Origin of the sequence: Streptomyces sp. NPDC060184 (assembly GCF_042728795.1) — a bacterium.
Taxonomy (GTDB): Bacteria; Actinomycetota; Actinomycetes; order Streptomycetales; family Streptomycetaceae; genus Streptomyces.
Genome location: NZ_JBHWYX010000007.1, coordinates 200,030 through 213,568 on the forward strand (window position 1 = coordinate 200,030; position 13,539 = coordinate 213,568).

Here is a 13,539-nt window from a genome sequence, read left to right on the forward strand (position 1 = left end):
CAGGAGGGCTACCGTCGAAGGAAGGACGTCGCACACCTGCCCGTACTACGGAGGCAGTACGCCGGATCGCCCCCTCTGGGACGACGACTCGGCGGCTTGCGGAGGACATCGTGGTCCCATGAGTTCCCTTGTGCTTTCGGTGCTGCTGTCCCTGGTCTCCGCGGTGGCCTACGCGGCCGGGGCGATCGTGCAGGAGCGAGTGGCCTCCGGCGGGGACCGGCGCTCGTACGCGCCGTTGCGCAACGCCGCCTGGTGGGCGGCCGTGGGGCTGAACGGCGCGGGGGCGCTGCTGCACGTGGTGGCGCTGGCGTACGGCCCGCTGAGCCTCGTCCAGCCCCTCGGGGCGCTGACGATCGTCTTCGCGCTGCCGATGGCGGCGCTCTTCGTCGGGCGGGCGGCGGGGCGCACCGCGTGGCGCGGGGCCGTCATGGCGACGGTGGGACTCGCCGGACTGCTGGCGCTCACCGGGAGCTCCGAGTCGCACGCGCTGGGTGGTGCCGACCAACTGCTGCTGGCGACCGCGACCTTCGGGGCGGTCGCGGCGCTCTTCCTGGCGGGTCAGGGGCTGGGGCGTGTGCCGGACGCCGCCGGACGGGCGGGACTCTCGGCCCACACCCCGGGGGTGCAGCGGCCGATGTTGCGCAGCGTGGTGCTGGCGACCGGTGCGGGGGTGGCGTTCGGGATGGCCTCGGTGTTCACCAAGACGGTGGCCGTCGAGTGGACCTCCGGCGCGCTCGGCGAGGGGCTGCCGTCGCTGCTGGTGATCGCGGTGTTCGCCGCGGCCGGGCTGCTGCTGTCGCAGGCCGCGTACCGGGGGGCGGGGCTGACCGCGCCGCTGGCCACGGTGACGGTGGTGAACCCGGTGGTGGCGGCGGTGGTCGGGCTCACGCTCTTCGGGGAGCACTTCCGCTTCGGGCCGGTGGGGACCCTGCTGGCGCTGGCGAGCGGTGCGCTGGCGGCGGCCGGGCTGGTGCTGCTGACGACGCAGCGGCTGGCCGCCGAGCGGCGGGGCGGCCGGCCCGCAGACGCCGACGGCGGGGGCGGGGCGGACTCCGCGGTGGTACGGCGCCGGGCGCCCGGGCCCCGGCGGGGCGGGCGGGGCCGGGTGGCGTTGCCGGAGCCCGCCGAGGAGTCCGAACCGCCGGGCGCCGGATCCGGCGGGGCCGAGCGGACGCGCTCCCCGGCGGTGGGCGGCCCCGCGTCGGCCGCCCCCGGCAGCGGGCTCAGACCTTGACCCCGCCGGCCCTCAGGTAGGCGAGGGGGTCCACGTCGGAGCCGTAGGCGGGTCCGGTGCGGATCTCGAAGTGGAGGTGCGGGCCGGTGGCGTTGCCGGTGGAGCCGGAGCGGGCGATGCGCTGTCCGGCGGACACCTGCTGGCCGGCGCGCACGTTGAGGGCGGAGAGATGGGCGTACTGGCTGAACTTGCCGTCGCCGTGGCGGATGACGATCTCGTACCCGTATGCGCCGGCCCAGCCTGCGGAGACGACGGTGCCCTTGGCGACGGCCTTCACCGAGGTGCCGGTGGCGACCGGGAAGTCGACGCCGGTGTGGTAGCCGCTGGCCCAGGAGCCGGACTGGTGGTAGGGGGTGCCCAGGGACGCCTGTACGGGGGCGACCATGCCGACGGCCTTCGACGCCTGCTTGGCGGGGGCGGTCTCGGCCGCTGGTTTCGGCCGCGCGGGCTTCGTGGCGGGCTTGGTGGCGGCGGGCTTCGCCGTGGCGGGCTTGGCGCTCTGCTGTTGCGCGGTGCCGGATGCCGCCCGGGCGGGCCCGAGGTCGAGTCGCTGGCCGGGGAGGATGAGATCGGGGTCCTCGCCGATGACCGTGCGGTTGGCGGTGTAGAGCCCCTGCCAGCCGCCCTGGAGCCGCTCGGTGGCGGCGATGGCGGAGAGCGAGTCGCCCCGCGCCACGGTGTACGCCTCGCGCTTGCCCGGCACCGTGGTGGGGGCGGCGGCGGGGGTCTTTTTCGGGGTCTGCGCGGCTGCCCGCTTGGCCGCTGCCTGCTTGGCGGCGGCCTGCTTGGCGGCGGCCTGCTTGGCGGCGGCCTGCTTGGACGCTGTCTGCTGGGCGGTGGCCGGTAACACGGCGGGGCGGGACCCCTGGGCCTGCGTGACCGTTCCGGACCCGGTGTCGCCGCGGGTGAGCCCGGCCCGCTCGGAGCAGACCGGCCACGCGCCCGGACCCTGCCCGTCGAGGACCTTCTCGGCGATCGCGATCTGCTGGTCCTTGGTCGCGAGATCGGCGCGTGCGGCGAAGGCGGTGCCACCGTACGCGGCCCAGGTGGACCCGCTGAACTGGAGCCCGCCGTAATAGCCGTTGCCGGTGTTGATGTGCCAGTTGTTCGTCGACTCGCAGGCGGCGACCTTCTCCCACGTGTCCACGGACGCGGCGTGGGCGGTGCCCGCCGTGATCAGCGGCAGGGCTATCCCCGCACCTCCCGCCGTCACCGTGAGCGACGCCCGGTTGATCCGGCTCGGCTGGTATCTGCGATGCCGTCCGTTCGCGGCCATGATGCGGCTCCCCCGCTGGCAGGTGGACACAGTTCAGGCGTCAACTTAGGTGCGCACAAAGGCCCGTGACAAGTGCGCGACCGCACCGGCATCCCCGCCGGGGCCGCGCTCCTTTGCCCGGGGCCCGCCCTCCGGGTGCCTGACCAGGGCCGCGAGGAGGGCGGTCGCGATACGGGCCGTGACCGGTGGCCGGGGCCACCGTCCGACGGTCAGCCGGGGAGGACCGCGTTCCACTCCTGCCGGGTGGGCCCGTCGTGCCGGGGCGTGAATCCGGGGCGGGCGGCAAGCCAGGCGCCCACGTGCCGGTCCACCTCTTCGGTGCCGTAGGCCTCGTGGGGCTGGAGCAGGAGATGGCGCACCTGGGCACGGGCCCGCATGACGACGGGGTCCTCGGAGGCGCAGGCGGCGCGGGCGGCGGCCTGGCGGTCCGGGAGCGGTGAACCCGCCGCGAGGCGCTGCCCGTTGGCGCGGTCGGCGGCAACCTGCCCGTCGAACCACGGGCGGAGGGCCTGGTTCGTCCAGGCGTGGTACCCGGTGGGGTCGGCGGCGATCCGGTCGGCGTGGGCGGCGAGGTACTGGGCGGCGCGCAGGCCGAGGGCCGTTCCCTGGCCCAGGGTGGGGTTGGTGTGGACGAGGCTGTCCCCCACGCCGACCAGGCCGGTGACGACGGGGCCGCGGTCGTCGGCGAGGGCGGTCCAGCGGTTGTCCAGACCCGCCATCGCGAGGACGCCCGACTCCGGTACGGGAGCCAGGGCGAGCCAGGCGTCGAGGGCGGGGAAGAGCCGGGCCACCGCCTCGAAGACGGCTGGGTCGGTGAGTGCGCCGCGGGTGGGATCGCCCGTCGGGAGAACGAGGTTGACGGCGAAGGTGTCGTTGTCGGAGGGAAAGACCCCGGCGAGCGCGAACGGTGCGGCCGAGCCGGTCTTCACCCGTCCGGGGTCGCGCGGTCCGTCGGGCCGCAGCCGGTACCAGCGGCAGAGGTAGGCGATCTTGGTCCGGTGACTTTCGGCCACGGGCGGGCGGCAGCCGGACGCGATCAGCCAGCCGGGCACCGGCGAGCGCCGGCCGGACGCGTCGACGACGAGGTCCGCCCGGTGCGTCCCCTCCCCCACCCGTACGCCGGTGACCCGGGCGGGACGGCCCGCCTCGACGGTGAGACCGTGCACGCGGCAGCCCGGCCGCACCTCGACGGCGGGTTCCCGCCGCACGGCTGCGAGCAGGGCGGCCTCCAGCACGATGCGGCGGGTGCGCAGGGTGACCAGCTCCTCGTCGCCCGGACGGTACGCGGGATGCTCGTCGAACCAGTCGAACTCGTGGTACTCCCGGGCTCCGCGCGCCAGCAGGTCGGCGTACACGTCGGGGGTCTCGGCGCGGAGCACCGTGCGCACGGGTGCGAGGAGCCCGTGGGGCTGGTCCGCCTGCGGGACCCGGGGTCTGCGCCAGTGGAAGAAGTCCTGGTCCAGGTCGTCGCCGGCCTGTCGGGCTTCCTGCTCGAAGAGCGTGACCGGGTGGCCGCGCCGGGCGAGCATGAGCGCCGCCCCCAGCCCGCTGATCCCCGCCCCGATCACCGTGACCCGTGCCATCAGCGCCCCCTCGCGTCCTCGTACTCCTACCCGTTCGCGCAGGTCCGCTCAGGAGGAGGCGGCACGTACGGCGGTCACGGCCAGAGTGGTGTACTCCATCGTGAAGCGTCCGCCCAGGGAGTCGACGGCGCCCCCGACCGCCGCCAGCACCGGGGCGAGCTGATCGGGAGCGAGTCGGGTGAGGCCGCCGGTGGTGGGGAGCAGATCCAGCCATTCGTCGCGCGTGTAGGACCGCTGCCAGTCGTAGCGCCACTGCTCGGGCTCCCCGAACTGTCCGGTCTCCCGGATCCTGTCGCCGAGCTTCGCGTAGACCGCCTGGTAGAGGCCGAGCGGACGGCGGGCCGGCAGGCCGGCGAACGGGGAGTCGGGGGCCACCCGCCGGAGGGCTTCGGCCAGCGGTTCCGCCACCTCGGCCGGTGGCTCGTACACGTGCCCGAAGATCGCCAGCCGTCCGCCCGTACGCAGCACACGGGCTGCCTTCACGGCGCCCGCGACGGGATCCACCCAGTGCCACGACTGGGCGGCGACCACCGCGTCGAAGGTCCGGTCGCCCGGCTGCCAGTCCTCGAAGGTGGACACCTCGACCCGCAGGCCGCGGGCGCGCGCGAAGTCGGCCATCCGCGTGTCGGGCTCGACGCCGAGCACCGCGCAGCCGAGCGCCTGGAACTGGCGGGCCGCGATGCCGGTGCCGCAGCCGACGTCCAGTACGTCGAGCACGTCGGCCCCGGGGCTCCGCCCGGCGATCCGTGTCACGAGTGCTTCGGGGTAGCCGGGCCGGGCCCGGTCGTAGCCCTGCGCGTCGGCGCCGAAGGACTCGGCCGTCCGCCGGGCCTCATGCGACGCCGTCCGGGGCGGTTCCGGCCGCTCCCGCGGTAGTGTGGGCATGCGCCCACCTTAGTGGGCGTGCGCCCACTCGACAACGGGTTCCGAGGGGCAGCCGCACGAAAGGATCTCTGAGTGCCGACCGGGGTGCACCTTCGCGACGCGCGGCAGCAACTGTTCGACGCCGCCGAGAGCGTGCTGCTGCGGGACGGGCCGAACGGGCTGACCAGCCGGGCCGTCACCGACGAGGCGGGCTGCGCCAAAGGCGTCCTGCACCGGCACTTCGCCGACTTCGACGCCTTCCTCACCGACCTGGTGCTCGACCGGGCAGCACGGTTGGAGCGGCAGGCGGAGGTGCTGCGCGGGTCCGTCGGCACGGGCACGGTGGCCGACAACCTCACCGACGCGCTGACCACCCTGTTCGGGCCGGTTCCGGTGGCGATCATCCCGCTCGTCACCTTCCGGGACGAGCTGCGCGCACGGCTGCGGCACGCCCGGCCCGGAGGCGGCATCGCGATCCTCGCCGAGGCGACGACCGCGGTCTTTGGCTACCTGGCCGCCGAACGGGACCGGGGCCGCATCGCGGCGGACGCCGACATCGACGCGCTCACCCTCTCCCTGGTCGGCGGCGGACATCTCCTCTTCGCGGACCGCGACCCCGGCCCGCCGACCACGGCGGCCGTCAGCAGGCTCGTGGCCGCGGTCGTCGCCGATGCCGTGGGGCGACGGCCGGCTTGAGGGCCGTCCGGCGGCTTCACGGGTGCCACTCCCACGCGGTCCGGGTGAGCGCGTACTCGACATCGCCCTGCTCCGAGCCGTCGATCACCTCGGGCCAGTCCTCGGTGAAGGCGCGGAGAAACGACAGGCCCGCCTTCTCCATCACACGCCGGGATCCCGCGTTGACCGCCATGGTGTTCGCGGTCACCCGCTCCACCCCTAGGGCGTGTGTCGAAAGTGGCGCCGTCCGCCCGGAGGGCGGGTCCGGCGGCGTCCGGTGCGTGCGATCGCAAGGCGGAGGGTCGCCCCGATACTGGATGTATCGGGGCGATCCCGACAACGCGGCGAGCGTGCGTGCCGGGCGTCGCCGGACAGGCGGGACTTTCGACACACGCCCTAGGCCGTGAAGCCCCTGCGGATCAGGGCCCGCGCTCCCTCGGTGGCGTAGCCCCGGCCCCAGGCGGCCTTGTTCAGCCGGTAGCCGAGCTCCACCACGGCGGGATCGTGATCGTCCACGGGGCGGAACTCGAACCAGCCCAGGAAGGCGCCGGTGTCCTTCTCCTCCGCGGCCCAGTAGCCGCGGGTACCGAAGCAGGGGTGGACGTGGAGGAGCCTGGGCAGGGTCCGTGCCCGGATCGCCTCGCGGCTCGTGGGCCGTCCGCCGTTGATGAAGCGCATGACGTCGGGGTCGTTGTCCAGGGCGAGCAGGCGGCCGGTGTCGGCCTCCGTGAACGCGCGCAGCACGAGCCGGTCGGTCTCCAGGAAAGTGTTCACCTCGCGATCCTCACCAGCGGTGGCTGGAGCCGCTACCGGATATGCGTGGGACCCCGGTCACGCTCCGCCTCCCCATCGGACTCCGCACGCCGGTGACCACCCCGCACCCGCCAGGAGGAGCGGGGCGGCCGTGGGCCGGGGACGGATCACCGGAGCGCGAGCTTGAACCCCTCGTGGCTGCGGGCGAAGCCCAGTGCGGCGTAGAAGCGGTGCGCGTCGTCGCGCTGCTTGTGGCTGGTCAGTTGCACCAGCGCGCAGCCACGTGCGCGTGCGCGGGCGGCCGTGTGCTCCATCAGGGTCCGGCCGAGCCCGCCGCCGCGCCGGTCCGCGCGGATCCGTACCGCTTCGACCAGGGCACGCTCGGCGCCGCCCTTGCCGAGCCCCGGGATGTACGTGGCCTGGAGGCACCCCACCACCGTGCCGTCGTCCTCCACCAGGACCAGCATCTCGTTGCGCGGGTCCGAGTCGATCGCCGCGAAGGCGCGCTCGTACGCCTCCGTCACCACGACCGACGCCGGGTCCACCACGCGTTCCTCGTCGGCGAGCAGGGCCAGCACGGCAGGCAGGTCGGCGCGGGTCGCGGGGCGCAGGACATGAGCGGGCGCGGACCCGGCGGACCCGTGCGCGGACTCGGCGGACTCGGGCACGAGCTGGGGGAACGCGGACGCGGACCCGTGCGCGGACCCGTGCGCGGACTCGGGGGAAGCAGACATGACGCAGACCCTGACCAGCCCCCCGACCGACGAACGGGGCACCCCCGTACGGACACTTCACGCCCCCCGGCACGGCCGGGGCGGTGTGCGCCGCGCCGTTCACCCGACCCGGGCCGGACACCTCCGACCACCTTCCGCGTCATACGCCTTCGGCCACCACCGCCCTGGCCCGCACCGCGTCTGCCGGGGTGCGGGCGGGGACGGCCGGGGCGTCGGGGGAGGGCAGCGGGCGACTGCCGCCGCGGGCGAGGAAGTCGGAGAGGGGCAGAGTGGCCGCGCCCACGGTGACCGCGTCCGGGCCGAGGCGGCCCATCTCGATGGTGACGCGGGCGGCGGCGTGGCGGAGCGCGTACTCCTCGGCGTACCGGCGGATCGCGGGCAGCAGGTGGGGGCCGATCAGCAGTCCCGCCCATCCGCCGAGCAGGATGCGCTGGGGCAGGAAGAGGTTGACGAGGTCCGCGAGTGCGGCGCCGAGGCATTCGGCGGTCTCGTCGAGCAGGGCCACCGCGACGGGGTCGGGGTCGGCGCCGCCGGGCGGCGGGTAGGCGGCGGCGAGGAGGGCGGCGAGCGCCGCTTCGTCGTCGGTGTCCTCCGGGAGCGGTCCGCCGGCCTCGTACCAGCGTTCGCGCATCGCCTCCCCACCGGCGTACGCCTCCAGGCAGCCGATGGAGCCGCAGCGGCATCTGCGGCCCCTCAACTGGACGGTGGTGTGGCCCCATTCCAGCGGGACGCTGCTGCGGTCCTCGTCGAGGACGCCGCCCCGGTTCACGCAGGCGCCGACGCCGGAGCCGATGAGGGCGACGGCGGCGGCGTCCGCACCGCGTCCGCCGCCGAACCACATCTCTGCCTGCCCGAGCGTCTTGGCACCGTTGTCGATGAAGAACGGCACCTCGGCCGGGATGTCGACGGCCTCGCGCAGCAGCCGTTCGAAGGGGACGGCCCGCCAGCCGATGGTCTGCCCGTGCACGACCGCCCCCGCACCGTCGGGGCCCTCGCTCCCCGAGGGGTGGGGGCGTTCGATGATGCCGGGGACACCGATGCCGATGCCGAGCAGCCGGTGCGCGTCGGCGCCCGCGTCGGCGAGGACGTCCGCGACGGCTGCCCGCACATGACCGACGATGCGCTCGACGTCGTACCCGTGCTGCGCCAAGGGTCTCTCGGTGCGGGCGAGTTCGGTGAGGGCGAGGTCGAACAGCTCCACACGCACCCGGGTTTCCCCGATGTCGATCCCGATCAGCAGGCCGCCCGCCGGGGCCACCCGGAGGAGGGTGCGCGGCCGTCCACCGTCCGAGTCGACGATCCCCGCCTCTTCGAGGACCCCCTCCGCGACGAGTTCGGCGACGACGTTGCTGATGGAACCTGAACTCAGCCCGGTCGCGGGGGCAAGCTCCTGGCGGCTCAACGGGCCGTCGAAATACAACCGTTGCAATACCCTTGCCCGGTTGCCCCGTCGCAGGTCACGCACGGTCCGTCTGTTGCGCTCGGCCATGTTGCTCCCTTCCTTCCCGCAACATACCCCGGTCCAACCCCTTGACGCGACCTTCCTTCAGCTCTTAGATCACGGCATAAATTAAGTCATGGAGGCCGTTCGGTTCCCGAACGCAGCCATCCCCGGAAAGGGGCCATCCCGTATGCGCAACATCAGAGCCGCCGCAGCCGTCACCCTCGCGATCTCCATCGCCGCCGGAGTCACCGGCTGCGGAGGCGGGTCCTCCTCGGGCGGCGGAAGCAACGAGTCGCCGAAGACGCTCACCTACTGGGCCTCCAACCAGGGCCCGAACGTCGAGGCGGACAAGAAGATCCTCACCCCCGAGCTGAAGAAGTTCGAGGAGCAGACCGGCATCAAGGTGAAGCTGGAGGTCGTGCCCTGGTCCGACCTCCTCAACCGGATCCTCGCCGCCACCACCTCCGGTCAGGGCCCGGACGTGCTGAACATCGGCAACACCTGGTCCGCCTCGCTCCAGGCCTCGGGCGCCCTGCTGCCGTGGGACACGAAGAACTTCGACGCGATCGGCGGCCGGGACCGGTTCGTCGAATCGGCGGTCGCCTCGGCCGGTGCGGAGGGTCAGGACCCCGCGGCCGTGCCGCTGTACTCGCTGTCGTACGCGCTCTACTACAACAAGAAGATGTTCGCGGACGCCGGTATCGCGACGCCGCCGAAGACCTGGGACGAGCTGGTCGCGGACGGCAAGAAGCTGTCCAAGGACGGCAAGTGGGGTCTGGGCGCCGAGGGCGGCAACCTCTCCAACAACATCCACCAGGTGTTCGTCCTCGGCAAGCAGCACGGCGCCGACTTCTTCGACTCCGCCGGCAAGCCCACCTTCACCTCGGACGGTGCGGTCGCCGCCGTGAAGCAGTACATCGACTTCATGGCCAAGGACAAGATCATCGCTCCGGGCAACGCGGAGTACGCGCAGAACCAGTCGCTCACCGACTTCGCCAAGGGCCGCACCGGGATGGTGCTGTGGCAGGCCGCCGCCTCCACGTTCGCCTCCCAGGGCATGACGCCGGACGACTGGGGCGTCGCCCCGGTGCCCGTCCCGTCCGGGGCCCCGGGCCAGGACAAGCAGACCAACTCGATGGTCGCCGGTATCAACATCGCGGTGTTCAAGAACACCAAGAACCTCGACGGCGCCAAGCAGTTCGTGAAGTTCATGACCAGCGACGAGGAGCAGAAGCTCCTCAACAAGACCTACGGCGCGATCCCGCCGGTCAAGGCGGCCCAGGCCGACGAGGCCTTCGGCGCCAACGACCTCGCCGTGCTCCGCGACACCCTGTCGACCAGCGCGGCACCGCTCCCCCAGGTCCCGAACGAGTCCCAGTTCGAGACGGCTGTCGGCACCGCGGTCAAGGACCTGTGGGCCGACGCGGCGGCCGGCAAGCCGGTGACCACCGAGACCGTCAAGGCGGCGCTCGAAAAGGCCCAGCAGACCATGGGGCAGTGAGGCACCGACCATGACTTCCACCGTGACCGCCGACCCCCGGGTCGGTAAGTCGGACAGCGGTGGGGGCCGGGGCACCGGGGGTGCGCGCAGGAGACTGCCGCGCATCCCCGACCGGATCCGCAACGGCGGTCTGCCCTATCTCCTGCTCCTCCCGGCGATCCTGCTCGAACTGCTCGTCCACCTGATCCCGATGGTCGTCGGGATCGTGATGAGCTTCCGCCAGCTCACCCAGTTCTTCATCAGCAACTGGGGCAACGCGCCCTGGACCGGCCTGGACAACTACCGCATCGCCGTCGACTTCGACGCACCGATCGGTGAGGCCCTGCTGCACTCGTTCTTCGTCACCTGCGTCTTCACCTTCTTCGCCGTCGGCCTGTCCTGGCTGTTCGGCGTGGCCGCCGCGATCATGCTCCAGGAGAGCTTCAAGGGCCGCGGCCTGCTGCGGGCGATCTTCCTCGTCCCGTACGCGCTGCCGGTCTACGCGGCCGTCATCACCTGGGCGTTCATGTTCCAGCGGGACAACGGCCTGGTGAACCACGTCCTGCACGACCAGCTCGGCCTCACCGACCAGCCGTCCTTCTGGCTGATCGGCGACAACAGCTTCTACGCGCTGCTGGTCGTCTCGGTCTGGAAGGGCTGGCCGTTCGCCCTCCTCATCCTGATGGCGGGGCTGCAGAACATCCCGCGCGAGCTGTACGAGGCCGCCTCCATCGACGGGGCCGGCATCTGGCAGCAGATCCGCAAGATCACCCTGCCCTCGCTCCGGCCGGTCAACCAGGTGCTCGTACTGGTCCTGTTCCTCTGGACCTTCAACGACTTCAACACGCCGTTCGTGCTCTTCGGCCGCGCGGCTCCGAAGAACGCCGACCTCATCTCGCTGCACATCTACCAGTCGTCGTTCGTCACCTGGAACTTCGGCACCGGCTCGGCGATGTCCGTGCTCCTCCTGCTCTTCCTGCTGCTGGTGACGGCCGTCTACCTGCTGGTGACCTCACGCAAAAAGAAGGGTTCCGGTGTCTAGCGCCACGACTCACAAGCGCCGTTCCCCCATGGCGGCGCCGGCGTCCTTCGTCTGGACCCGGCGGATCGTGCTGGCCCTGCTGACCGGCTTCGTGCTGCTGCCCGTCTACGTCATGGTCAGCAGCTCGCTCAAGCCGCTCCAGGACGTGTCCGGCAAGTTCCAGTGGATACCGTCGGGCCTCACGATCCGGCCGTACTTCGACATCTGGAAGACCGTCCCGCTCGCGAAGTACTTCGGGAACTCGCTGATCGTGGCGGGTGCGGCCACGGTCGCCTCGGTGATCATCGCCGTGTTCTCGGCGTACGCGGTGAGCCGCTACGCCTTCCGCGGCAAGCGGGTCTTCACCATCACGGTGCTCTCCACCCAGATGTTCCCCGGCATCCTCTTCCTGCTGCCGCTGTTCCTGATCTACGTGAACATCGGCAACAGCACCGGGATCGCCCTGTACGGCTCGCGCGGCGGGCTCATCCTCACGTACCTGACGTTCTCGCTCCCCTTCTCCATCTGGATGCTGATCGGGTACTTCGACTCCATCCCGAAGGATCTGGACGAGGCCGCCAAGGTGGACGGCTGCGGCCCGATCGGCGCGCTGTTCCGGGTCGTCGTCCCGGCGGCCGTGCCGGGCATCGTCGCCGTCGCCGTGTACGCGTTCATGACCGCGTGGGGCGAGGTGCTCTTCGCCTCGGTGATGACGAACGACGCGACCAGAACCCTCGCCGTCGGCCTCCAGGGGTACGCCACCCAGAACGACGTCTACTGGAACCAGGTGATGGCGGCCTCGCTCGTCGTCAGCGTCCCGGTCGTCGCCGGGTTCCTCCTGCTGCAGCGGTATCTCGTCGCCGGCCTCACGGCAGGCGCTGTCAAGTGACCATCTCAGAAAGGCAGTCCGTGAACGACCTCAACTCCCTCCCGGCCGATTTCACCTGGGGAGTGGCCACCGCCTCGTACCAGATCGAGGGAGCCGTCGCGGAGGACGGCCGTTCCCCCTCCATCTGGGACACCTTCTCCCACACCCCCGGGAAGGTGGCGGGGGGCGACACCGGCGACGTGGCCTGCGACCACTACCACCGGGCGCCCGAGGACATCGGCCTGATCAAGGAGGTCGGCGCGGGCGCGTACCGCTTCTCGCTGGCCTGGCCGCGCATCGTCCCCGGCGGTGACGGCCCGGTCAACAAGAAGGGCCTGGACTTCTACGACCGGCTGGTGGACGGACTCCTGGGCAACGGGATCACCCCCTTCGCCACGCTCTACCACTGGGACCTCCCGCAGGCCCTGCAGGACCGCGGCGGCTGGACGGTCCGCGAGACCGCCGAGCACTTCGCGGCGTACACCTCCGCCGTCGTCGAGCGCCTCGGCGACCGCGTCAAGGACTGGGCGACCCTCAACGAGCCGCTCTGCTCGGCGTGGATCGGCCACCTGGAGGGCAAGATGGCGCCGGGTCTGACCGACATCACGGCCGCCGTCCGCGCCTCCTACCACCTCCACCTCGGCCACGGCCTCGCCGTGCAGGCGATCCGGGCCGCCTCCCCGGACGCCCGGGTCGGCATCGTCAACAACCTCTCCCCGATCGAGCCGGCGAGCGACAGCCCCGCCGACGTCGCGGCGGCCGTCCGCGCCGACGGACACACCAACCGCTGGTGGCTCGACCCGATCCACGGCCGCGGCTACCCGCAGGACATGCTCGACCTGTACGGGGTCGAACTCCCGGTCCGGCCCGGAGACCTGGAGACCATCGCCGCCCCGCTCGACTGGCTGGGCCTGAACTACTACTTCCGCCAGGTCGTCACCGCCGACGAGTCGGGCCCGATCCCGCACGCCCGGCAGGTCCCGGTGCCCGGCGCCCCCGTCACGTACATGGACTGGGAGGTCCACGCGGAGGGCCTGGAGCAGCTGCTGCTCCGCCTGACCGAGGAGTACGGCGCGACCAAGATCTACGTCACCGAGAACGGTTCGGCCTACCAGGACACGGTGGCGGCGGACGGTTCGGTCCACGACCCGGAGCGCACCCGGTACCTGGAGCAGCACCTGGCCGCCTGCGGCCGGGCGGTCGCCAAGGGGGCGCCGCTCGCCGGGTACTTCGCGTGGTCGCTGCTCGACAACTTCGAGTGGGCCTACGGGTACGACAAGCGGTTCGGGCTGGTGCACGTCGATTACGACACCCAGCGCCGTACAGTGAAGTCCAGCGGACGCCGTTACGCGGAGCTGATCCGCGAACTGTCCTCCGGGCGAGTGGCGGACTCCGCCTGACGCCACTCCTCCGGGAGCGGGCCCCGGCCGTGCGACGGTTCTCCGTCGCACGGCCGGGGCCTCGTCGTTTCCGGGTTTCCGGGTTCCCGCGTTTCCGGGTTCCCGCGTTTTCGGGTTTCCGGTGGGGCCGCGGGAGGGGGCGGGCGGCCGGGGCCCCGAGCAGCCCGCCCCCGCCCGCCGCCACCCCGGCGGGCCCCCAGTCGGCCG

At 72.4% G+C, this 13,539-nt stretch carries 11 protein-coding genes and 2 pseudogenes; 6 read left to right on the top strand and 7 right to left on the bottom strand.

Features of this window, described 5'->3' with window-relative positions:
* Positions 1 to 118 precede the first annotated feature (118 nt).
* Positions 119 to 1,234, top strand: a complete 1,116-nt coding sequence (locus tag ACFWEE_RS07485; protein ID WP_386887247.1) for a DMT family transporter — start codon at positions 119 to 121, stop codon at positions 1,232 to 1,234.
* Here ACFWEE_RS07485 and ACFWEE_RS07490 read toward each other — a convergent pair.
* The 3 genes from ACFWEE_RS07490 to ACFWEE_RS07500 all read right to left on the bottom strand — a co-directional run bounded on the left by ACFWEE_RS07490 (position 1,224) and on the right by ACFWEE_RS07500 (position 4,978).
* A complete protein-coding gene (locus ACFWEE_RS07490; protein ID WP_386887248.1) occupies positions 1,224 to 2,510 on the bottom strand; it encodes a peptidoglycan DD-metalloendopeptidase family protein in 1,287 nt (428 codons plus the stop codon). The genes ACFWEE_RS07485 and ACFWEE_RS07490 overlap by 11 nt on opposite strands.
* Before the next feature lie 209 nt (positions 2,511 to 2,719).
* Positions 2,720 to 4,093, bottom strand: a complete 1,374-nt coding sequence (locus ACFWEE_RS07495) for an NAD(P)/FAD-dependent oxidoreductase (protein WP_386887250.1) — start codon at positions 4,091 to 4,093, stop codon at positions 2,720 to 2,722.
* 48 nt (positions 4,094 to 4,141) lie between these two features.
* Positions 4,142 to 4,978 carry a class I SAM-dependent methyltransferase gene (locus tag ACFWEE_RS07500; RefSeq protein ID WP_386887252.1) on the bottom strand — a complete coding sequence of 279 codons (837 nt, stop codon included), beginning with the start codon at positions 4,976 to 4,978 and terminating at the stop codon, positions 4,142 to 4,144.
* A gap of 72 nt (positions 4,979 to 5,050) precedes the next feature.
* Between ACFWEE_RS07500 and ACFWEE_RS07505 the strand changes: the two genes are divergently transcribed.
* Entirely contained in the window at positions 5,051 to 5,653 is a 603-nt protein-coding gene (locus ACFWEE_RS07505) for a TetR/AcrR family transcriptional regulator (protein WP_386887254.1), read from the top strand.
* 16 nt (positions 5,654 to 5,669) lie between these two features.
* On the opposite strand, the pseudogene ACFWEE_RS07510 reads toward ACFWEE_RS07505, so the two are convergent.
* The 4 genes and pseudogenes from ACFWEE_RS07510 to ACFWEE_RS07525 all read right to left on the bottom strand — a co-directional run.
* Positions 5,670 to 5,855, bottom strand: a pseudogene (locus ACFWEE_RS07510) (GNAT family N-acetyltransferase); the annotation flags it as partial.
* Between the two features lie 177 nt (positions 5,856 to 6,032).
* Positions 6,033 to 6,406, bottom strand: a pseudogene (locus ACFWEE_RS07515) (GNAT family N-acetyltransferase); the annotation flags it as partial.
* Between the two features lie 146 nt (positions 6,407 to 6,552).
* A complete protein-coding gene (locus ACFWEE_RS07520; RefSeq protein ID WP_386887271.1) occupies positions 6,553 to 6,996 on the bottom strand; it encodes a GNAT family N-acetyltransferase in 444 nt (147 codons plus the stop codon).
* A 262-nt stretch (positions 6,997 to 7,258) separates the two neighbouring features.
* Positions 7,259 to 8,608, bottom strand: a complete 1,350-nt coding sequence (locus ACFWEE_RS07525; RefSeq protein WP_386887256.1) for an ROK family transcriptional regulator — start codon at positions 8,606 to 8,608, stop codon at positions 7,259 to 7,261.
* Between the two features lie 142 nt (positions 8,609 to 8,750).
* Here ACFWEE_RS07525 and ACFWEE_RS07530 point away from each other — a divergent pair, with 142 nt between their 5' ends.
* The 4 genes from ACFWEE_RS07530 to ACFWEE_RS07545 are packed head-to-tail and all read left to right on the top strand — an operon-like array spanning position 8,751 to position 13,332.
* Positions 8,751 to 10,064 (top strand): ABC transporter substrate-binding protein, encoded by a 1,314-nt coding sequence (locus tag ACFWEE_RS07530; protein ID WP_386887258.1) that lies wholly within the window; start codon positions 8,751 to 8,753, stop codon positions 10,062 to 10,064.
* A 10-nt stretch (positions 10,065 to 10,074) separates the two neighbouring features.
* On the top strand, positions 10,075 to 11,085 hold the full coding sequence (locus tag ACFWEE_RS07535; protein ID WP_386887260.1) for a carbohydrate ABC transporter permease: 1,011 nt from the start codon (positions 10,075 to 10,077) through the stop codon (positions 11,083 to 11,085).
* 28 nt (positions 11,086 to 11,113) lie between these two features.
* Positions 11,114 to 11,953 carry a carbohydrate ABC transporter permease gene (locus tag ACFWEE_RS07540; protein WP_386887273.1) on the top strand — a complete coding sequence of 280 codons (840 nt, stop codon included), beginning with the start codon at positions 11,114 to 11,116 and terminating at the stop codon, positions 11,951 to 11,953.
* A gap of 20 nt (positions 11,954 to 11,973) precedes the next feature.
* On the top strand, positions 11,974 to 13,332 hold the full coding sequence (locus ACFWEE_RS07545; RefSeq protein ID WP_386887274.1) for a GH1 family beta-glucosidase: 1,359 nt from the start codon (positions 11,974 to 11,976) through the stop codon (positions 13,330 to 13,332).
* The last annotated feature ends 207 nt before the right edge of the window (positions 13,333 to 13,539 follow it).

Coding starts and splice junctions, on each gene's coding strand:
- ACFWEE_RS07485 (WP_386887247.1), top strand. CDS start 119: ATGAGTTCCCTTGTGCTTTCGGTGCTGCTGTCCCTGGTCTCCGCGGTG.
- ACFWEE_RS07490 (WP_386887248.1), bottom strand. CDS start 2,510: ATGGCCGCGAACGGACGGCATCGCAGATACCAGCCGAGCCGGATCAAC.
- ACFWEE_RS07495 (WP_386887250.1), bottom strand. CDS start 4,093: ATGGCACGGGTCACGGTGATCGGGGCGGGGATCAGCGGGCTGGGGGCG.
- ACFWEE_RS07500 (WP_386887252.1), bottom strand. CDS start 4,978: ATGCCCACACTACCGCGGGAGCGGCCGGAACCGCCCCGGACGGCGTCG.
- ACFWEE_RS07525 (WP_386887256.1), bottom strand. CDS start 8,608: ATGGCCGAGCGCAACAGACGGACCGTGCGTGACCTGCGACGGGGCAAC.
- ACFWEE_RS07530 (WP_386887258.1), top strand. CDS start 8,751: ATGCGCAACATCAGAGCCGCCGCAGCCGTCACCCTCGCGATCTCCATC.
- ACFWEE_RS07535 (WP_386887260.1), top strand. CDS start 10,075: ATGACTTCCACCGTGACCGCCGACCCCCGGGTCGGTAAGTCGGACAGC.
- ACFWEE_RS07540 (WP_386887273.1), top strand. CDS start 11,114: ATGGCGGCGCCGGCGTCCTTCGTCTGGACCCGGCGGATCGTGCTGGCC.